The organism is Streptomyces sp. NPDC030820, from assembly GCF_055572075.1.
Window position 1 is genome coordinate 98,750 of the sequence record NZ_JBVIEB010000012.1, and the last position, 19,828, is coordinate 118,577.

At 72.0% G+C, this 19,828-nt stretch carries 15 protein-coding genes; 7 read left to right on the forward strand and 8 right to left on the reverse strand.

Annotated features, from left to right (window positions below; all coding sequences use genetic code 11):
• Positions 1–277 precede the first annotated feature (277 nt).
• A complete protein-coding gene (locus ACZ418_RS30245; protein ID WP_468369182.1) occupies positions 278–1,132 on the reverse strand; it encodes a GNAT family N-acetyltransferase in 855 nt (284 codons plus the stop codon).
• 434 nt (positions 1,133–1,566) lie between these two features.
• Positions 1,567–2,241 carry a chaplin gene (locus ACZ418_RS30250; protein WP_468369185.1) on the reverse strand — a complete coding sequence of 225 codons (675 nt, stop codon included), beginning with the start codon at positions 2,239–2,241 and terminating at the stop codon, positions 1,567–1,569.
• Positions 2,242–2,530: 289 nt separating this feature from the next.
• Here ACZ418_RS30250 and ACZ418_RS30255 point away from each other — a divergent pair, with 289 nt between their 5' ends.
• Positions 2,531–4,129 carry an alpha/beta hydrolase gene (locus ACZ418_RS30255; RefSeq protein ID WP_468369188.1) on the forward strand — a complete coding sequence of 533 codons (1,599 nt, stop codon included), beginning with the start codon at positions 2,531–2,533 and terminating at the stop codon, positions 4,127–4,129.
• 104 nt (positions 4,130–4,233) lie between these two features.
• On the forward strand, positions 4,234–4,719 hold the full coding sequence (locus tag ACZ418_RS30260; RefSeq protein WP_468369191.1) for a DUF4232 domain-containing protein: 486 nt from the start codon (positions 4,234–4,236) through the stop codon (positions 4,717–4,719).
• Here the strand turns inward: ACZ418_RS30260 and asnB are convergent.
• Positions 4,709–6,550, reverse strand: a complete 1,842-nt coding sequence (gene asnB / locus ACZ418_RS30265) for an asparagine synthase (glutamine-hydrolyzing) (protein WP_468369194.1) — start codon at positions 6,548–6,550, stop codon at positions 4,709–4,711. The genes ACZ418_RS30260 and asnB overlap by 11 nt on opposite strands.
• A gap of 234 nt (positions 6,551–6,784) precedes the next feature.
• Positions 6,785–7,564 (reverse strand): alpha/beta fold hydrolase, encoded by a 780-nt coding sequence (locus ACZ418_RS30270; protein WP_468369198.1) that lies wholly within the window; start codon positions 7,562–7,564, stop codon positions 6,785–6,787.
• 205 nt (positions 7,565–7,769) lie between these two features.
• Here ACZ418_RS30270 and ACZ418_RS30275 point away from each other — a divergent pair, with 205 nt between their 5' ends.
• Both ACZ418_RS30275 and ACZ418_RS30280 read left to right on the forward strand, forming a co-directional pair.
• Complete coding sequence (locus ACZ418_RS30275) at positions 7,770–8,864, forward strand: baeRF3 domain-containing protein (RefSeq protein ID WP_468369201.1); 1,095 nt, start codon at positions 7,770–7,772, stop codon at positions 8,862–8,864.
• An 89-nt stretch (positions 8,865–8,953) separates the two neighbouring features.
• Entirely contained in the window at positions 8,954–9,991 is a 1,038-nt protein-coding gene (locus tag ACZ418_RS30280; RefSeq protein ID WP_468369203.1) for a Gfo/Idh/MocA family protein, read from the forward strand.
• Between the two features lie 271 nt (positions 9,992–10,262).
• On the opposite strand, the gene ACZ418_RS30285 is transcribed toward ACZ418_RS30280, so the two are convergent.
• Positions 10,263–10,679, reverse strand: coding sequence for an SsgA family sporulation/cell division regulator (locus ACZ418_RS30285; RefSeq protein ID WP_468369205.1), 417 nt, complete (start codon positions 10,677–10,679; stop codon positions 10,263–10,265).
• A 347-nt stretch (positions 10,680–11,026) separates the two neighbouring features.
• On the opposite strand from ACZ418_RS30285, the gene ACZ418_RS30290 reads away from it, so the two are divergent.
• Positions 11,027–12,457, forward strand: coding sequence for a PP2C family protein-serine/threonine phosphatase (locus tag ACZ418_RS30290; protein WP_468369207.1), 1,431 nt, complete (start codon positions 11,027–11,029; stop codon positions 12,455–12,457).
• 65 nt (positions 12,458–12,522) lie between these two features.
• On the opposite strand, the gene ACZ418_RS30295 is transcribed toward ACZ418_RS30290, so the two are convergent.
• Positions 12,523–14,016, reverse strand: a complete 1,494-nt coding sequence (locus ACZ418_RS30295; protein ID WP_468369209.1) for a DNA-binding protein NsdB — start codon at positions 14,014–14,016, stop codon at positions 12,523–12,525.
• Positions 14,017–14,348: 332 nt separating this feature from the next.
• Here ACZ418_RS30295 and ACZ418_RS30300 point away from each other — a divergent pair, with 332 nt between their 5' ends.
• Positions 14,349–15,494, forward strand: a complete 1,146-nt coding sequence (locus tag ACZ418_RS30300) for an aminoglycoside phosphotransferase family protein (protein WP_468369211.1) — start codon at positions 14,349–14,351, stop codon at positions 15,492–15,494.
• A gap of 258 nt (positions 15,495–15,752) precedes the next feature.
• Positions 15,753–17,723, forward strand: a complete 1,971-nt coding sequence (locus ACZ418_RS30305; RefSeq protein ID WP_468369213.1) for an N-acetylmuramoyl-L-alanine amidase — start codon at positions 15,753–15,755, stop codon at positions 17,721–17,723.
• A 16-nt stretch (positions 17,724–17,739) separates the two neighbouring features.
• Here ACZ418_RS30305 and ACZ418_RS30310 read toward each other — a convergent pair whose 3' ends face one another.
• Together ACZ418_RS30310 and ACZ418_RS30315 are read right to left on the reverse strand one after the other, a co-directional pair.
• Positions 17,740–18,237, reverse strand: coding sequence for a glycosyltransferase family protein (locus ACZ418_RS30310; RefSeq protein ID WP_014670824.1), 498 nt, complete (start codon positions 18,235–18,237; stop codon positions 17,740–17,742).
• A gap of 175 nt (positions 18,238–18,412) precedes the next feature.
• On the reverse strand, positions 18,413–19,828 hold the full coding sequence (locus ACZ418_RS30315; RefSeq protein ID WP_468369216.1) for a 3-hydroxybutyrate oligomer hydrolase family protein: 1,416 nt from the start codon (positions 19,826–19,828) through the stop codon (positions 18,413–18,415).

Here is a 19,828-nt window from a genome sequence, read left to right on the forward strand (position 1 = left end):
GGGGCTGGATGCGGCCGATGTGCCCCTGGAGCGGGGCGGCCGTCTCGGGGGTCACGCACTCGGCGGGCGGGTGCCGTTCGCCCGGGTCGCGAGAGGTACGGCAGGATCGCCCGGATCATCTCGGTGGTCAGGCCGGAATCCAGCAGCCCGCGGATCTGCTGGACGCCGGCGACCGCGGACTCGGGTCAGCTGCGGTAGCCGTTGGCGCCGCGTCCGGGGTGCAGGAACGGAGGTACGGGAGCTGCACCGCCGCGACCTGAGGCAACGCCCCCGACTATCAGCCGAGTTCGAGCGTGGTGACGCCGAACACCCGGTGCCGGGCATGCTCCCGGACCGGTCCGGTGTACATGCGGGCGGTCTCGAACGAGGCCTGGAAACCGGCCTCTTCGGCGAGGGCGACACCGGCCGCGTTCGGCTCGGGCACGTCGATGGCCACCTCGCCTCCCGCGGCCTCGGCCGTGAGGGCGGCGAACAGGGCGCGGGCGTCGGCGGCGGTGTCAGCGAAGAGGGGGCCGATGCGCAGAGTGTCGTGGCCGGGGCGGAGCACGCCGTAACCGGTGAGGCGGACGCCGTCGTGGCGGACGAAGGCCCGGTGTCCGGGGCCGGTGAGCCACTCGGCGAGGAAGCGTGGCCGGTCGGCCGGGTAGCAGGAGCTGTCGTAGGCGGTGATCGCGGGGAGGTCGGCGGGCCCGGCCGGACGGACACCGGCAGGCGTCTCGCGCTGCGGGGCCGTACCGGTGTACCGGATGGTGCGGTAGGCGAGTTCGAACCCTGACAGGCGGTAGTTGTCCTGCTGGGCGACGACGCCGTCCAGGCCGATGGTGCGGTTGCCGGCGTGGGCGAGGGCGGTCTTCCAGGTGGTGAGGCCGTGGCCGTGGCCGCGCAGGTCGGGGCGGACCAGGTAGCAGCCCAGGAAGGCGTAATCCGGGCCGTAGTTCACCACGGAGATGGCCGACACCGGCTCCCCGTCGATCCGGCCGAGGAAGAACCCGTCCGGATCCTGCGCGAAGAACGCGGACCCGTCGGACAGTCCGGGATTCCAGCCCTCCGCCGCCGCCCATCCGGAGATCACCGGCCAGTCGGCGAGGGTGGCCGGGGAGACGACGAGGTCGTGGGGGGCCGCAGGGGTCATCGATGCGCTCCATTTCCGTCGGGACCGGACTGCCGTGCCGCATCCTTCCGGATCAACGGGGGCCGCGCCACGGGAAGATCAGCCGTTGCGCACGGCCCGGCCACCGGCCGGGGCGCGCAGCAGGGGAAGCAGCGACGCGAGGACGAACGCCCCGAAGAGGATGATGGGCAAACACCCGCCGGCGGAAGGGGGCCGAAGGTGGCGTAGGCGCGAAGTCCGCCGCGCACCAGGTGGAGGACATGGGCGCAGGTCCCTCCAGGAATCCGCTCGCGTACACCACGAGGGCCCAGCGCACCCGGCGCGGCAACGCTCGTCATCGCTCTCGTATGCCGTCCGTCACCCGATCAACCTACTGCACCGTGCGGCACTGCCCGGACCCACCCGGCGAGGCCCCACCGGGCCGGCGTCCGGTGGGGCCTTGGGAGGGGGGTGGGTCAGTAGGTGCGCCCGGGGCGGAAGCGACGGTAGAGGACGGTGCCGGTGAGGAGGAGCGCGGCGCTGCCGGCGACGGTGGGCACGGTGCCGTCGGTACCGGTGTGGGCCAGCGCGGACGTCCTCGGCGGGGCGACCGGGCGCGGGGTGTGCGGGCGGGGCTGGTGCCGGGTGGGGGCCGGGGGCTTCGGGGCCGGGTTTCGGGGGGTACGGGGATGGTCGCCGGGACCGTTGTCCGACCGGTTGCCCTCGGCCGGGTTGCCCACCCCGACCACGTCGACGCTGTTGCCGCTGACGTTCACCGGCAGGTCGACGGGGAGCTGGACGCCGTTGCCGGAGAGCACGCCGGGCGAGCCCTGCGCGGCGCCGTGGGCAGAGGCGCCGCCGGACGTCGCCGACGCGCCTTGCGCGGCGTCGTGACCGGAGCGGTTCTCACAGGCGTTGCCGGCGGCCGGGTTGAGCAGCCCCACCACGTTCACGGTGTTGCCGCACACGTTCACCGGCACATGCACCGGGAGCTGGATACCGTTGCCGGAAATCAGCCCGGGCGAGCCGGCCGCGGAGCCGTCGGCGGCGGCACCCTCGGCGGCGAAGGCGGCGGACACCGGCAGTGCCACGGCCATCGCTCCGGAGGCGGCGGCGACGGCGATCACACCGTTACGGGTAGCCCGTCTCATAGGTTCCCTGCCTTCCACAATTCGTCACGGGCAGTCACCCGCACCCCGTAAAACGCAGACGAACCATCCGAGTTATGGCTTATCGGCCTTTCACCCCGTCGAGCGACAGAGTTATCGAACTGCTTGTAAAGACGCTCGGTGATCGATAACGGGCAAGAGGTGCGGAGAATACGGTGCGGGGCGCCGTCCCGCCCGCCGGGAGGCGGGCCGTCCGGAGCCCGCTTATGGTGATCCGAGGGCGCCCTCCCGCCGTCCCCCGGTCCGCGACAGGCGTCCCGGGAGGCTTTCGATGCTGGTCAAGCTGTGCACACGGCCCGCCGTGCGGCGCTGCGCGGGCACCGGAGCCCTCGCCCTGGCGCTGCTCGGCGCCGGACTGCCCGCGACCGGCCGGCCACAGTCCGGCCTGTCCCGCTTCTATCAGCAGAAGGTGACCTGGGCGGCCTGCAAGGGCCCGGACATGCCGAAGGACCTCCAGTGCGGGAAGGTCACCGTGCCGCTCGACTACGCACGGCCCCGCGCGGGCACGCTCGACGTGGCCCTCGCCCGCTACCAGGCGACCGGGAAGAAACAGGGCTCGGTGCTGCTGAACTTCGGCGGCCCGGGCGGTGCGGGCATTCCCGAACTCGCCACCGAGGGCAAGCGGTTCATGGACCTGACCAACGGCTACGACGTGGTCAGCTTCGACCCGCGCGGCGTCGGCCGCTCCTCCCCCGTAAGCTGCGGCGACGGCAGCGACGAGGCCTCGTCCGCGATGGACGACGAGACCGCCCTCGACCATCCACAGACGCTGCTCGCGAAGTTGCGCAAGGCCGCCGGTGAATGCGCCCGGCACTCCGGCCCGGTGCTGCCCCACATAGGTACCGTGAACGCCTCCCGCGACCTGGACGTCATCCGCCAGGCCCTCGGCGACAAGAAGCTCAACTACCTCGGTTTCTCCTATGGAACGCGGCTCGGCGCGGTGTACGCGGCACAGTTCCCGCACAAGGTCGGCCGGCTGGCCCTCGACGGCGTGGACACCCTGACCGAGCCGCTGTCCGAGCAAGGGGTGGCCGGCGCCGAGGGGCAGCAGACCGCGCTGGACGATTTCCTGGACTGGTGTATGACAGACATCGCGTGTCCATTCGGGCAGGACCGGCGTGTGGCCGGGGACCAGGTGGTCGCCCTCGTGCACTCACTCGACGCCAATCCGGTCCCGTCGGACTTCGGCGGCTCGTTCTCCGGACAGGACCTGGTCGGCGCCATCGGGCAGGCCCTCTACAGCAAGCAGCAGTGGCCATCCCTGGAGCGCGCCCTGGCCTCGCTGGTCCAGGACGGCGACACCCGGGGCGTGCTGAACTTCGCCACCTCGGGCTCCGGTCTGCCCGTCGGCGGCCACCGCAACGACGGTCTGGTCGATCCGCAGAACGTGCCGGCGGACAACCTGGAGGCCGCCCTGATGGCGATCAACTGCGCCGACGACCCCGACCGGCCCGACGCGGCGCAGATCACCAAGGACCTGAAGCACCTGCGGGCCGAGTACGAGCAGGCTTCACCGGTCTTCGGCCGCTACCGGCTGACCGAACTGCTCATGTGCTACGGCCGTCCCAAGGGCACCGACTTCATCCGCGACCGGGTGAAGGACGTCCACTCGGCGAGGATGCTGCTCGTGGGCACGCGCGGCGACCCGGCGACGCCCTACCGGTGGACGGTCGAGACGGCCGCACGGCTCGGTTCGTCGGCGGTCGTGCTCGACAACAAGGGCGACGGCCACACCGGCTACACCTCCTCCAAGTGCGTGCACCAGAAGATCGACGACTTCCTGCTCTACGGCTCCCTGCCGCCGAACGGCAGCTCCTGCCCGGCGGACGGCAACAACTGGAGCGCCACCACGAACGCCACCAACTGGTGACAGCAGGCGCACACCCGGGCAACGGGCATGAATCCGGTACTGCCTCCCGCGCCTCCCCGGCCGTCACACTGGCTGGGTGCGCTTCGGCAGCCGCCTCGGCCGCCGTGGCGGGCCTGCTGCCGGCCGCGCCGCAGGGCCAGGCCGCCACGGCGGACCACGCCCGGCCCGTCCGCTGTGCCGAGCAGTCACTGACGGTCCGGGCGAAGGCCGCGCCCGGCGATCCGACCGTGCTGCGGCTCAGCGTCACCAACCACGGCGCCCGCACGTGCGTCGTCGACCGGGTGCCCACGGTGACCTTCGGAGACCTGGACGGCTCCGCGCTGCCGACGCCCGAGGGCGGCACCGGCAGCTACCGGCTCGCGGCCGGGCAGACCGCCTACGCCGACGTCCGCACCATCGGCTACCCGGCGGACCCCGAGGCCCGCCCGGTGGACACCGTGACCGTGGCCGCCTCGGCCACCCACCGGGGCCGCTCCTTCGCCCCCGCGCAGCTCGGCACCGGCAGGCACGTCCTGGTGTGGGAGCCGGCGGCGACGTGGTGGCAGCCCACGCGGGCGGCCGCGGACCGGGCCATCGGCCTCAGCCGGTGATCACCTCGGGCGCGTAGACCTCCAGCCACCGCGCGAGGTCCAGGGCGCGTTCCAGGCCGCGCCGGGCCGCCTGGGTGCTCACCGGTGCCTCGCGCTCGGCGGCCCGGCGGAGCCGGTCGCGGTCGACGAGGTCGAAGACCTGGTGCGAGGGCCGGGAGAGCAGCTCCTTGGCCTGCTCCTGCAGGGCGCGGGCGTACTGCGGGTCCTGCGTGGACGGGTACGGGCTCTTGACCCGCTCGTACACCGAACGCGGCAGGACGTCCGCGGCCGCCTCCCGCAGCAGGCTCTTCTCCCGGCCGTCGAAGGACTTCAGCGCCCACGGGGCGTTGTAGACGTACTCGACCAGGCGGTGATCGCAGAACGGCACCCGGACCTCCAGGCCGACGGCCATGCTCATCCGGTCCTTGCGGTCGAGCAGGGCGCGCACGAAGCGGGTCAGGTGCAGATGGCTCATCCGGCGCATCCGGTACTCGAAGTCGCTCTCGCCGTCCAGCCGTTCGATGCCGGCGACGGCGGTGCGGTAGCCGTCGGCGACGTAACTCTCCAGGTCCAGGGACTTGGTGAGGTCGGCGCTCAGCACGTCGGCGTCCTCGCCGAAGTGGCGGCCCATGGTCGCCAGCCACGGGAAGGTCTCGGCGCGGCGCGCCTCCTCGTCGAAGAACTGCAGGTATCCGCCGAAGACTTCGTCGGCCGACTCTCCGGAGAGGGCCACCGTGGAGTTCTCGCGGATGGCGCGGAAGAGGAGCAGGAGCGAGGCGTCCATGTCGCCGAAGCCGGCCGGCAGATCGCGGGCGCGGATCACCTGTTCGCGCACGGCGGGGTCGGCGAGGGACTGCGCGTCGAGCACGATGTCCTGGTGGTCGGTGCCCGCGAGCTCGGCCAGGTCGTGCACGAAGGGCGTGTCGGGGGTGCCGCGCAGTTCGTCGGCGACGAAGTTGTCGGTCTGGCCGACGAAGTCGACGGCGAAGCTGCGCACCTTCTCGCCCTGCCGGCCGAGTTGCCGGGCGGCGATCGCGGTCATCGCGGAGGAGTCGAGGCCGCCGGAGAGCAGGGTGCAGCGCGGGACGTCGGCGACCAGCTGGCGGCTTACGATGTCGTCGAGCAGCGAGCGCACGGTCGCGATGGTGGTGTCGCGGTCGTCGGTGTGCGGTCGGGTCCGAAGGCGCCAGTAGACGCGGGTGGACAGGCCGGCGCGGTCGACGGTGACGACTGTTCCGGGTTCCACCTCGCGCATGCCGTCCCAGATCGCGTGTCCGGGCGTCTTGACCAGGACGAACAGCTCCCGCAGCCCGTCCGGCGTCACCCGGCGGCGGGCCAGCGGGTTGGCGAGGATCGCCTTGGGTTCGGAGCCGAACAGGACGCCGTCGGAGGTGGGGTGGTAGTAGAACGGCTTGATGCCCATGCGGTCGCGGATCATCACGAGCTTGTCGTGGCGGCCGTCCCAGACCGCGAACGCGTACATCCCGTTGAGCCGTTCGGCGACCGCGTCACCCCATTCGAGGTAGCCGTGCAGGACGACCTCGGTGTCGGAGTCGGTGGTGAACCGGTGGCCGCGGCCTTCCAGTTCGCGGCGCAGTTCGGTGAAGTTGTAGGCCTCCCCGGAGTACACCATGGCGACGGTTCCCTCCGGGGTGGCCACGGACATCGGCTGACGGCCGCCGGGAAGGTCGATGATCGCGAGCCGGCGATGGCCCAGGGCGGCCGGGCCCTCGGTCCAGCTGCCGCGGTCGTCCGGGCCGCGGCAGGCCATGGTCTCGGTCATCGCATGCAACGTGGTGGCCTCGGCGGTCAGGTCGCGGTCGAAGGAAACCCATCCTGTGATGCCGCACATGCGCTGCCTCCTGCCTCCGGCTCGCATCCGGAGCAACCAGTTGTATCGAGCACCTATATGACGAGCCTCCGTCAGGTGTTCGACGCGGTCAACGCGGCCGTAACACGAATGGCCCACACGCCCCCGTTGTTTCGGCCGGGTTTTGCCTTCGCGAAATCCCCGGATCGCGGGGACTGCGGGCCGACAGGGCAGCGAACCGGCCACGGGCAAAAACTTGGCCAAGCGGCCCGGGTGTTACTCCTTCACGGCCAGAAACGAGTCGAGCGCCTCGGTCAGCTCGGCCGGCTTCTCCAGTGGCAGCTCATGGCCCGCGTCGAGGATGCGGACGACCGCGTTCGGGTAGGCCTTGGCCAACCGGAGCATCTGCCGCACCGGCAGCTGGACGTCGTGATAGCCGTGCACCATCAGCGTGGGCGTGCGGATCTCCCCGGCCCGGTCGAGGACGTCGAAGGCACGCATCGCGCCGTACAGCGTCATCACGACCTCGCGCGGGGTCGCCGCCGAGGCGCGGATGTGTGCGCGGATCTCCTCGCGCGGATAGCCGGGCGCGAAGGCGCGCTGGATGTTGGCGGCCACGAACAGCCGGTACGGCACCAGGGTGGAGGCGGCCATGAGCAGGCCCCGGCCACGGCTGAACGTCATCCGGCCGATGGAGCCCACCAGCGCCATCCGCTCCACCCGCTCGGGGTGGGCCAGGGCGATGGTCTGCGCGATCATGCCGCCCATCGAGTGGCCGACCAGCGCGAACCGTTCGACCTGAAGGTGGTCGAGGAGGGCCAGGACGTCCCGCGCCAGCTCCGCGATCGTGCGCACCCCGGCGCCGGTGCTCTCCCCGTGACCGCGCAGGTCCAGCCGGATCACCCGGCGTCTTGGGGAGAAGTGCGCGACCTGGTGGTCCCAGCGACGCCGGTTCGCGGTCCAGCCGTGCACGAACACCAGCGGCACCTCGGTTGCGTCACGGGGACCCTCGTCGTCGTAGGTCAGGGCCGCTCCGTCGACTTCGAGCTGCGGCATGTCAAGCCTCCTGGGGTGCACTGCGGTCCGGTTACTGGCCGGTACGGTAACCGCCCGCGGGGCACCGCGTCACCGTTGTCCGCCAAGGAAATCCACGACCGTCCGTCTCGAAGATCCACGACCGCCCCGCCCCGGAGATCCACAGCGACCCCGGGTCCGGATTACCCCGAATGCCGTACCTGTGAATCCGACCTATCGTGCTGTCATGGAGCACGCACTGAGTCCCGCGACCCTCGCCGAACTGCGGCGACCGCGCCCGTATCCGGCGGTGTCCGTGCTGACCCCCACGCACCGCCGCGAACCCCAGGCCGGCCAGGATCCCGTCCGGCTGCGCAATGTGGTCACCGAGGCCCGCAGGCGCCTCGAGTCCGATCCCGCCGTCACCCGTGAGCGGCGCAACCAAGTCGTGGCGCAGCTCGACCGGGCGCTGGCGGAGGTGGATCTGACGCACGCCGAGGAGGGCCTGGTGATCTTCGCCGCCCCGGGCGAGCACCAGGTGTGGTCCCTGGCCCGTACCGTCCCCGAGCGGGTGGTGCTCTCGGACACCTTCCTCACCCGCAACCTGGTCGCCGCACAGGCCGCCGAGCGCCCCTTCTGGGTGCTGTCGGTCTCCACGGACCGCGTCACCCTGTGGAGCGGCGGCGAGGACCGTGTGGTGCAGGACCGCTCGGGCGGCTTCCCGCTGGAGCGCAGGCAGGAGAACTTCGACGCCGAGCGCCAGATGCAGGTCGGCGACCTGAAGAGCGCCTTCCGCGACGAGGGCACCCGGCAGTTCCTGCGCGAGGCCGACACCGCCATGAGCACCCTCCTGCGCGAGCAGCCCCGGCCGCTGTACGTCACCGGCGAGCAGGCGGCGCTGTCCCTGCTGGACGAGGTCGGCAGCGTCGCCAAGTGCGCCGTCCACGTCCCGCACGGCGGGCTCGCGCACGCCGGTCCCGAAGCGGTGTGGCAGGCGCTGCGGCCGGTGCTGGAGGAGGAGGCCCGCAAGGACACCACGGCCGTGGTCCAGGAGCTGACCTCGGCACGCGGGCACCGGACCTACGCGGCCGGTCTCGACGAGCTGTGGCAGAGCGCCCGGGAAGGCCGGGTGCGGCTGCTCGCCGTGGAGGAGAACTACCGGGCGACCGTCAGTGAACTGGGCGAGCACCTGGTGCCGGCCGAAACCGGCGACCTGGACGCACGCGAGGACATCGTGGACGAGATCGTCGAGCAGTGCCTGGAGACCGGCGCCGAGGTCCGCTTCGTGCCCGACGGCACGCTGGGCGACGCGAACGGGATCGCCGGCGTGCTGCGGTACTGAGACACCCGTCAGGTCCGGGACACTCCCCCGGCAGCGCTCCCTGCCCGGCATACGCTACGGCGTGATCGTCGGCGTAAGGGAGCGCGCACATGGGTGACCTGCTGGGAGTGGCGGTACTGGGTGCCGGACACATGGGGGCCGACCATATACGACGCCTCGACCAAGTGGTCAGCGGAGCCAGGGTCGCGGCGGTGGCCGACCCCGATGTCGAGCGGGCCGAGAAGGCCGCGGCCGGCCTCGCCGGAGTGACCGTGCACAAGGACCCCGTGGCCGCGCTCGACGCGCCCGGCGTGGCGGCCGTGCTGATCGCCTCCCCCGGTCCCGCCCATGAGGAGGCACTCCTCGCCGCCTTCGCCCGCGGGCTGCCGGTGCTGTGCGAGAAGCCCATGGTGCCCGACTCCACGGGTGCGCTGCGGGTGGTGGAGGCCGAGGCACGGCTGGGCCGCCGGCTGGCGCAGATCGGCTTCATGCGCCGCTACGACGCCGAGTACCGCCGGCTCAAGTCGCTGCTGGACGGCGGCGGTCTGGGCCGCCCGCTGTTGTTGCACTGCACCCACCGCAACGTCTCCTCGCCCGACGGCTTCACCAGCGCCATGCTGATCAACAGCTCCGTCTCGCACGAGATCGACGCGGCCCGCTGGCTGCTCGGGCAGGAACTGACGGCGGTGACCGTGCTGCGTCCCACGCCGTCCGCGGACGCCCCCGAGGGGCTGCTGGATCCGCAGTTCGTGCTGTTCGAGACGGACGGGGGCGCGCTGGTCGACGTGGAGGTCTTCGTCAACTGCGGCTTCGGGTACCAGGTGCGATGCGAGGCCGTGTGCGAGCGGGGCAGCGCACGGATCGGCGACGAGCACACCATGGTGGTCACCACGGCGGGCGGCGCCCGCGAGGAGGTGGCGCAGGACTACCTCGTCCGGTTCGCCGACGCCTACGACCGCGAGGTGCAGGCCTGGGTGGATGCCACCCGGCGGGGCGAGGTCACCGGTCCGAGCGCCTGGGACGGTTACGCCGCGTCCGTCGTCGCCGAGGCGGGGGTCCGGGCGCTGGAGACCGGCGTCCGGGTGACCGTCGGCCTCGCCCCGCGCCCGGACCTGTACGACACCTGCCGTCGTTCTCGTCGTAGTTGAGGAACAGGACGGTGGAGTCGCCGGGCGGGGCGTAGGGGTGCTCGGAGAAGGCCTGGTCGGGGACGATCCAGGAGCCGCGGTCGTACAGCGGGTCGCCCGGCTCGGCATTGGCGAAGTTCTTGAGGCAGGCGCAGCCGTTGTCGCCGTAGTTGCAAGCGGCGCCAGGTCGGGCCGGACTCGTCGCCACCGTGGTAGCGCGTGCCGTGAGGAACCGGAGTGCGGCAGGGCGCGGTGCGTGTGCCGATTGTCAAAGCTGCCCAGGGGGATCGCCTCACACCCCGCCGAACAGGGCGCCGAGCCCCCGCTCCACGACTCCGGCCAGGTCCTCATGCCCGGCCGCCACCACCCCGTACGTGCGCAGCAGGAAGCGGCGCAGGGCCGACGCGGGGAACTGCAGCAGGGCCAGGCCGTGGGGCGAGTGGAACTCCAGGACCGTCCGGGTAGGGCCGTACGGCCAGATCTGCACGTCCCCGTGGCCGGCCGGGGCCCGCAGCCCCTGGTCGAGCAGGGAGCGCGCGAAGATCCAGGTGACCTCCTCGCCGTCCAGGGCGGCCTCGGCCGGGAAGTCCACGAAGACGGCCAATGGGTCGTCCGTCGTGTAGCGCAGTGTGGCCGACACGGGGATCTCCTGGTCCTCGGCGGTGATGAGCCGGGCCTGGGCGGGCTGTTCGACAATGATGGCGTCCATGCCTTAATGGAGTCTGCGAAGGCCTCTCGCATGCCGCGAAATCCGGTCAGAGTTCGACAGGTACAAGTCGCTTCCCGCACACTGGAACGCAGAAGCGGCGAACACTCGGGCGAGCGCCGAGGAAAAGCGGTCCGGACGAGACAACACTCGTAGTTTTCCTACGACTTGGCCCGCTCGGCGCGTACGTCATTCGTGCGCGCGGATCGCTCCGGGAAGACTCTGGCATATGCCGGAAGCACCACCGTATCGTGTGTTGCCAAATCCCTTACGGGGCGTCGCCGGCTGTGCGAGAGTCGTAGCGGTCCCCCCGTCCTCCCCAACCGTCTCGTCCCCCAACGGAGTGCGTCATGCCGTCCCAAGTCTCCGCGGACCGCCCAGCCGCCCAGCCACCCGGACCCGGCTCGGTGGAGGCGTTGATAACGCAGACGCGGCGACTCAAGGGCGATGTGGACGCGGTACGGCGGGACACCCGCAGCGACGGTGAGGACCCGGAGGAACGCTGGCAGCGCGCCCTGTACGACCTCGCGCTGCACCAACTCGAGGATCTGGACGCGCACTTGGCCCAGCTCCGGGACGGACCGGCGGCGGAGCCGGCCGGACCGGACGAGGCGCCTGCCCTCCGGTCCGCGCCCGCCGTCACCCCGAGCGGCTCGCTGCTCAGCCGGGTCGGCAGCGCGGAGTGGAACCTGCTGACGGACGAGGCCACCTGGTCCGGGGAGCTGTACCAGATCCTCGGCCTGGACCCGGACGCCCCTGCCCTCACCCTGGACGAACTGCCCTCGCTGGTCCTGGAGGAGGACCGGCCGAAACTGACCGCGATGGTGACGGACTGCCTGGTCGACGGCAAACCCATCGACGGGGAGTTCCGCGTCCTGCGGCCCGAGGGCTCCGTGCGGGTGGTGCACATGATGGGCGAACCCGTGCTCGGCGCCGACGGCGGCACGGCCTCGATGTGGGCCGTGCTGCGCGACGTCAGCGAACTGCGCCGCTGCCGGACGACGGTGCGCGAGACCCGTGACTCGCTGCGGCGTCACCGCCAGGAGGAGCAGACCGAGCACCGGATCGCGGCCGAGCTGCAGGAAGCCGTGCTACCGCCCTGGCGCGGCTCCCTGCGGCTCCCGCACCAGGGGCCACGCACCCTCGACCTCGCCGCCCGCCGCCTCCCCGCGGCCACGAGCACACCGCTCGGCGGCGACTGGTACGACGCGCTGGAACTGTCCGACGGCGAGACCCTGCTCAGCGTCGGCGACCTCACCGGGCACGGGGTGGCCGTCGCCTCCGGGATGGCGATGCTGCTCGGCGCCGTACGCGGTATGGCGCTGGCCGGCAGCCGGCCCGGTGAACTGCTCGGCATGCTCAACCAGTTACTGGACGCCACCGTGCAGCCCGCCCTGGGCAGCGCCGTCTGCTGCCGCTACCGGCCCGAGACCCACACCCTGGTCTGGGCGCAGGCAGGACACCCCGCCCCGCTGCTGTACCGCGACGGGACGGGGCGCGTGCTGAACGCTCCGGACGGCGTCCTGCTCGGCGCCACCTCGGGCGCCGTCTACCGACAGGCCGAGGAGACCCTTCGGCCGGGTGACCTTCTGCTCCTGCACACCGACGGGCTGGTGCCGGGGCACAGCCCGAGCGCGGCCGTGGACCACCTGCTCGACCTCGCCCCGCGGTTCGGCGCGGCGCGCACCGCACAGGACTGCCTGCGCACGGTGGTCGAGGAGTTCGGCGGAGCCGGACGCGAGGACGACGCCTGTGTGCTCGTCGCCAAGGTCACCGCATGAGTCGACGTCACTGATGAGTTGAGGTTACCGACCTGATCCGGCGCACAGGCCCTGTGCCTGTGCGCTCACGCCTGTGCGCTGCCCGCGCCCTTGGCCCTCGGCTTGGGCAGGGCGAGCCTGATCTCCTCCCGCAGTTCGTGGATCTTCGGATAGCCGGAGTACTCCGCGGTCAGCCGGTACATCTGCCGCAGCCGGTCCCAGGTGCGACGGGAGGAGTTCGAACCCATCGACATCAGGGCCAGCCGGGCGTAGCGGTCGGCCTGTTCGGGGTCGTCGGCGATGAAGCAGGCCGACGCCATCGACAGATGGTCGAAGATCTTCGACCGCTCCCGCCCGTCGACGCGCAGGGAGAGCGCCTTCTCCGCGTAGTACTGGGCGTGGGTGGCCGCGCTCGGGTCGAACTCCGCCAGCGTGCGGTAGGCGAGCGCCTGCATGCCGTACAGATCCTCGTCCTTGAAGGTCTGCATCCAGTCCAGCGGCTCCCCGCCGCCCCGGTCGGCGACGAACATGTCCTCCGCCTTCCCCAGCGTGCGGCGCATCGCCTGGCCCTTGCCCATCGAGGCCTGCGCCCAGGCCTCGATGGTGTGGAACATCGCCTTCGTACGCGGCTGCAGGCGGTCGCCGGCGCCGGACTGGGCGAGCTTCATCAGGTCCAGTGCGTCGTCGGGCCGGCCGAGGTGCACCATCTGCCGGGCCGCCCGGGACAGGGCCTCACCGGCGCGCGGCCGGTCTCCGCCCTCGCGGGCGGCATGGGCGGCGATGACGAAGTACTTCTGCGCCGTGGGCTCCAGGCCGACGTCGTGCGACATCCAGCCCGCGAGAACGGCGAGGTTGGCGGCGACGCCCCACAGGCGCCGCTGGAGATGGGGTGGATGGTGGTAGGCGAGCATGCCGCCCACCTCGTTGAGCTGGCCCACGACCGCCTTGCGCTGAAGCCCGCCGCCACGGGCCGCGTCCCAGGCGCGGAACACCTCGACCGAGCGCTCCAGTTCCTCGATCTCCTGCGACCCGATGGGGGCGGCCTCATAGCGGTCGAACCCAGCGGGGTCGGCGTGCAGGGGGTCGTCGAGGACGGGGGCGTCGGCCTTCAGGGCCGGGTCGGTGTGCAGCCAGTCGTACATGGCGCTGCTGAGTGCGGATCCCGCGGCGAGCGCGGCACCCGCGCCCACCAAGCCGCGTCGGTTGAGCATGAGGTCCATTCCCGTGAATTCGGTGAGGACCGCGGCGGTACGTTCGGGCGCCCACGGCACGCCGTCGGGATGTTCCTCGATCCCGTCGCCCTGCCGTTTCCCCGTACGCCCGTGCCGTACCAGACCGAGGTCCTCGATGGTCACGACACGGCCGAGACGCTCGGTGAACAGGGCCGCCAGCACCCGCGGTACCGGATCGCGCGGGATCTCTCCCGTGTCGATCCACCGACGGACCCGGGAGGTGTCGGTCGACAGCTGGGGGTGGCCCATGGCCGCCGCCTGCTTGTTGACCAGCCTCGCGAGTTCGCCCTTGGACCAGCCGGCCAGGCCGAACAGGTCCGCAAGTCGGGTGTTGGGTTGTCCGCTCACGTCAAGCCCCCAGGTTCTCGGCTGAGTTGACAGTAGCCCGGTGAAGGTTGCCGGGCGACTATTCGCCAGGGTTCGCCAGGGTCCGCCAGATGGTGTGCCACTGGGCATCGGGTGTCGAGTAGGAACGCGCCACCCCGACCCGGTCGCCGCTCGGCTCGCCGAGCTGACGGGTGCATTCCCCAGGGTGCACCCGGGCGGCCGGGCCGGGCAGGCGCAAGCTCACCGTGCATGCGAACGGAGTACGGGCTCCCCCGGGCCCCGGACTCGCGCATGTGCCCCGAGCACGCACCACAGGCAGGCACCGCAGGCACACGAAGGGATCTGTATCTCCCATGTACGCAGCATCGTCCTCCGTGTCCGCCCCGCCCCGGCCGCTGCGCTCCCGCCCCGCGGGTGGCGGGCCGTATCTGGACCCGGCGGCGCGTCCGGGCGGCCCCGTGCCGGTCGCGGGCCGGCTCCGGCGGGTGCCGGGCCAGGCCGGAACCCAACCGCTCAGCGGGAGACTCGACTTGTCCGGCCCCCAGGGCGCGCAGCTGCGCACAGCGATCGCATCGGTGCACCGGATCTGCCCGGAGTTCACCCCGGTGCAGGTGCTACGGCGCAGCGGACGGTCCGTCCTCCTCGTCGGGACGGCGGGGCGCGGCACGGCCGTGGCCAAGTGTCTGCTGGACCACTCGCCCGCCTGGGCCGAGCGGATCCGCCACGAAATAGCCGCATACCGCTCGTTCGTCCGGCACCGGCCACCGGTCCGCGTGCCCCGGCTGATCGCAGCGGACCCGGACAACTGCACCCTGGTCATCGAGCGGGCGCCGGGCCGGGTGGCGGCGCTGCAGCGCCATCCGGTGGAGGTGCCGCCCCGCCCGGACATCCGGGCCGCGCTGGGCGCGATCTGCCGGCTGAACGCCTGGCGGCCCGCGGCGGGCACCTTCGACATGCCGCTGGACTACGGCGTCCGGATCTCCCGGTACCACGAGCTGGGCCTGCTCACCGACCGGGACCTCGGCGACCTGCAGAAGCTGCTGCACGGCATCGCCCACGAGGTGGGTCGGCACGGCATGCTCCAGTTCAACCACGGCGACGCCCTGCTGTCGAACATCCTGCTGTCACCGGCCGGTCCAGTGCTGGTGGACTGGGAGCACGCGGGCTGGTACCTGCCGGGGTACGACCTGGCGACGCTGTGGCTCGTGCTCGGGGACGCGCCGGCGGCCCGGCGGCAGATCAGCCAGATCGCCCAGGCGGCGGGCCCGGCCTCCCGGGACGCCTTCCTGGTCAACCTGATGCTGGTGCTGACCCGGGAGATCCGCACGTACGAGACGGCCGTGCAGCGTTCGATGCACGAGGTGGCCCCGGCGGCACCGGGCACGGCCCACCCGGGTGCTGCGCCGTCCGGCGAGGAACAGCGGCTGCTGCTCAGGCGGCTGCACGACGACTGCCAGATGGCCCGCAAGGCCGTCCGAGCGGCGGTCGGTACTCGCTGACGGGGACGACGGTTCCGCGGTACGCCAGAGCAACGGCGCACCGCGGACCTTCGTATGTCCGGGCCCAAGTGGCCACTGGTGTACGCCAGTGACGCCCCGCAGGCCCGCGCACCGCCGCGGCGAAACTCGCCGAAAACCTCCGTGACGTGGGAAATCGCCGTGACGAAGGCATGATTGACGGATCGTCGGCAAGCCGGTACCACTGACCCAGCTCGGCGCCGCACGCCCCGCCACGCCCACCCGTCACAGGAGGCCGCATTGCGAGGTTCCGCCACCGATTCCACGTCCACCCCCGGCCACAGACATCTGCGCCGGGCCGCCGTCCCGCTGGCCTCGGCGGCCCTGCTGCTGCCGCTGCTCGGCGCGGCCCCCGCCCAGAGCCCCACCGACTCCTCCGCGGGTCGGCTGCAGCACGCGTTCGCCACCGCGGCGAGCGAGTACCACGTGCCGCAGAGCGTCCTGCTGGCCGTCTCCTACCTCCAGTCCCGCTGGGACTGGCACGCCGGCGCGCCCAGCGTGTCCGGCGGCTACGGTCCGATGCACCTCACGGACGCACGCGCCGCCATCGCCACCACGGAGCACTACGCCGAGGGCGCGGAGGACGCCCGCGGCGACGCCGCCCGCGCGGCCGTGCACCCGGACATCAAGGTGCCGGACGAGTCCGCGCTTCCGGCCCGCCTGAAGACGCTGCCGAAGGCGGCGCAGTTGACCGGCCTGCCGGCCGAGGAGCTGCGCACCGACCCGGCGGCGAACGTGGCCGGCGGCGCCGCCCTGCTCGCCGCCGCGCAGAAGGAGCTGGGCGAGCCGCTGAGCGCCGACCCGGCCGACTGGTACGGCGCGGTGGCCCGCTTCTCCGGCGCCGACGACACGGCGACCGCGGCCGCGTACGCCGACGACGTGTACGACGTCCTGCACACCGGCGAGGAACGCGTCACGGACGACGGCCAGCTCGTCGCGCTCGCCGCACAGCCCGGACTGACCGCGGACACCGCGCAGCTGGGGCGGACCGGGCTGGGCACACTGCCTACGGACGGCGTCGAGTGCCCGAAGTCGGTGTCCTGCGAGGCGGTCTGGGCGCCGTACGCGCAGTTCGGGAACGACGACTACGGCAACCACGACCTCGGCGACCGTCCGGCGTCGCAGAGCATCAAGTACATCGTCATCCATGACACGGAGGGCGCGTGGGACGGGGTGCTGAACCTGATCCAGGACCCGACCTATGTGTCGTGGAACTACACGATCCGCTCCACGGACGGGCTGATCGCCCAGCACGTCAAGGCGAAGGACGTGGCCTGGCACGCGGGCAACTGGTACGTCAACGCCAAGTCCGTCGGCATCGAACATGAAGGTTTCCTCGCCAACCCGGACGCCTGGTACACGGAGGCGATGTACCGCTCCTCGGCCCGGCTGGTGAGGTACCTGGCCGCCAAGTACGGCATCCCGCTGGACCGGCAGCACATCCTCGGCCACGACAACGTGCCCGGCCCGACCACGTCCACGATTCCCGGCATGCACACGGACCCGGGTCCGTACTGGGACTGGCGGCACTACTTCCAGCTGCTGGGCCACCCCTTCAAGCGCGCGGGCGGCAAGCGGAACGGGCTGGTCACCATCCTGCCGGACTACTCCGCGAACCAGCCGGCCTACACGGGCTGCACCAGCAGCGGCGAGGCGTGCACGGCGCACGGCTCCAGCGAGGTGCGGCTGTACTCGGACCACGACGTGAACGCGCCGCTGATCAAGGACATCGGGCTGAAGCAGGACCCGACCGAGGATGTGAACGACCTGTCCTCCCGGGTCTCCACCGGTCAGCAGTACGCGGTCGCGGACCGCTGGGGCGACTGGACCGCGATCTGGTACCTGGGCCAGAAGGCCTGGTTCCAGAACCCGGTCAAGGCTCCGACGGCGGTCCCCGCCAAGGGACTCGTGATCACACCGAAGGACGGCCTGGCGAGCATTCCGGTGTACGGCAGGGCCTACCCGGAGAAGGACGCGTACCCGGCGGGTGTCCCGGCGCAGTCGGTCGTCCCGCTCCCGTACACGATCCCGGCCGGGCAGAAGTACGTGGTCGGTGACGAGGTGCCGGGTGAGTACTACTACGCGGTCACCTTCACCACCGACTCGCACCGGGTCGTGGTGGGCAAGGACCTGTACTACGAGATCCAGTACGGCCACCGGGTCGGATTCGTCCGCGCCGCGGACGTGACCCTGGAAGGCTCGGCCGGCTAGACGCGGCCGCGCGGCCTCAGCCCTGCTGGAACAGCTCCGCCGGGAGCGGCTTCAGCAGGGCGTACAGGTCGTCGGTGATGGGGCGGTCCCAGGCCGCGATGGTGACGAGGACGCCGTCGCTGCGGTCGAACTGGACGCAGGAGATCCGGGACTCGGACAGCTTCAGCCGCCGCACGATGAGGAGGTTGTCGCCCTGGAGGACCGGGGTGTCCTCGACGCCCACGACGGTGACCTCCTCGTCGTTCTCCAGCGCGAGCAGCAGCTGGCCCACCTCGAAGGGGATCTCGCCCTCGGCGACATCGCGGGCCGGGGAACCCTCGGGGAGGTTACCGATGATCATGGCGGGACCGCGGCCGCCGAAGAGGTCGTAGCGCAGGAAGACACCCTGGCAGGTGCCGTCGGGCGCGGGCAGCAGGCCCGCGCCGAGGTTGCCCGGCCAGTCGCCCGGGTCCATGGCCAGCACGTCGAAATCGGGTCCGGCGGGGGTGGCGCTGCGGCGGCGGAGGAACGACATGCGGCCATGGTACGTGGGCTCCGCGAGGCGCGCCGGGAAGGGGCCGTCCATGGCTGCGGTGGTCTTTCGGCCGCGGGACTCATCGTGGCTGGTCGCGCCCCGCGGCGGAGCCGCATGTCAGACACCGCCCCGCGCCCCTCGGTGTGCCCCTTCGGGGCCGCCGCCCCGCAGCCCGTCACATCAGTGGGCAGCTGGTCAGCAGGGTGGCCGCCGTCGCGTCGGGTGGGCGCGGGACCGTGTGGTCGGCCGGCGGGAGGGCCGTGCCGGTGATCCAGGCCTCCAGGGCCTCGAAGGCCGAGTGGTGGCAGGGGACCATCGGGCGGAGTCGGTCGGGGAAGGCGTCGACCAGGGAGTCGGTGTGGGTGCCGTCCTCGATGCGGTAGTAGCGCAGCAGGGCGCCGCGTCCGGCCGCGTGGACCATGCGCGCGTAGACGTCGGAGTCCTGGCTGATCGGCAGCAGCACGTCGAGGGTGCCCTGGACGGTGATCAGCGGTTTGCCGATGCGTCCGGTGAGGGCGATCCGCTCGACGGCGCGGTGGACGGCCGCGGGCCGGGCCGCGTAGTCGTAGTCGGCGTCGCAGCCCGGTGTGCCGGAGGCGCAGAACGGGGTGCCCGCCTCGGTGGCGCCGTCGTAGCCGGGGTCGAGTTCCTCCCGGTAGATGCGCTGGGTGAGGTCCCAGTAGACCCGGTAGTGGTACGGCCACAGGAACTCCGAGCCGGCCGGGAAGCCGGCCCGGTGCAGCGCGTCCTCGGCCTCGGCGGCGCCGGGGCCGCCGGCGGCGTACGCGGGGTAGTGGCGCAGGGCCTGCGGCAGGAAGGTGAGCAGGTTGGGGCCGTCGGTGCGCCAGAGGGTGCCTTCCCAGTCGACTCCGCCGTCGTACAGCTCGGGGTGGTTCTCCAGTTGCCAGCGGACGAGGTAGCCGCCGTTGGACAGGCCGGTGGCGATCGTGCGGGCCGGGGGCCGGTGGTAGCGCTGGGCGACCACGGCGCGGGCCGCGCGGGTGAGCTGGGTGAGGCGGGTGTTCCATTCGGCGATGGCGTCACCGGGCCGCTTGCCGTCGCGGTAGAAGGCGGTGCCGGTGTTGCCTTTGTCGGTGGCGGCGTAGGCGTAGCCGCGGGCGAGCACCCAGTCGGAGATGGCCTTGTCGTTCGCGTACTGCTCGCGGTTGCCGGGCGTCCCGGCGACGACCAGGCCGCCGTTCCAGTGGTCGGGCAGGCGCATGACGAACTGGGAGTCGTGGTGCCAGCCGTGGTCGGTGTTCGTGGTGGAGGTGTCCGGGAAGTAGCCGTCGATCTGGATGCCGGGCACGCCGCTGGGCGTGGGCAGGTCCTTGGGGGTGAGTCCGGCGTAGTCGGCCGGGTCGGTGTGGCCGGAGGCCACGGTGCCGGCGGTGGTCAGCTCGTCCAGGCAGTCGGCCTGCTGGTGGGCGGCGCCGGGCACCCGGAGCTGGGTGCGGCCGGCGCAGTGGCCGACCGGTGTGCCGGTGGGTGCCGCGGTGGCCGGGGTGGTCAGGAGCAGGCAGGCCGCGGTGAGCGAGAGTGCGGGGAGAACGGCTCGGCGGGTGGGCCGTCTGTGTGGTGTGGTCGGCAT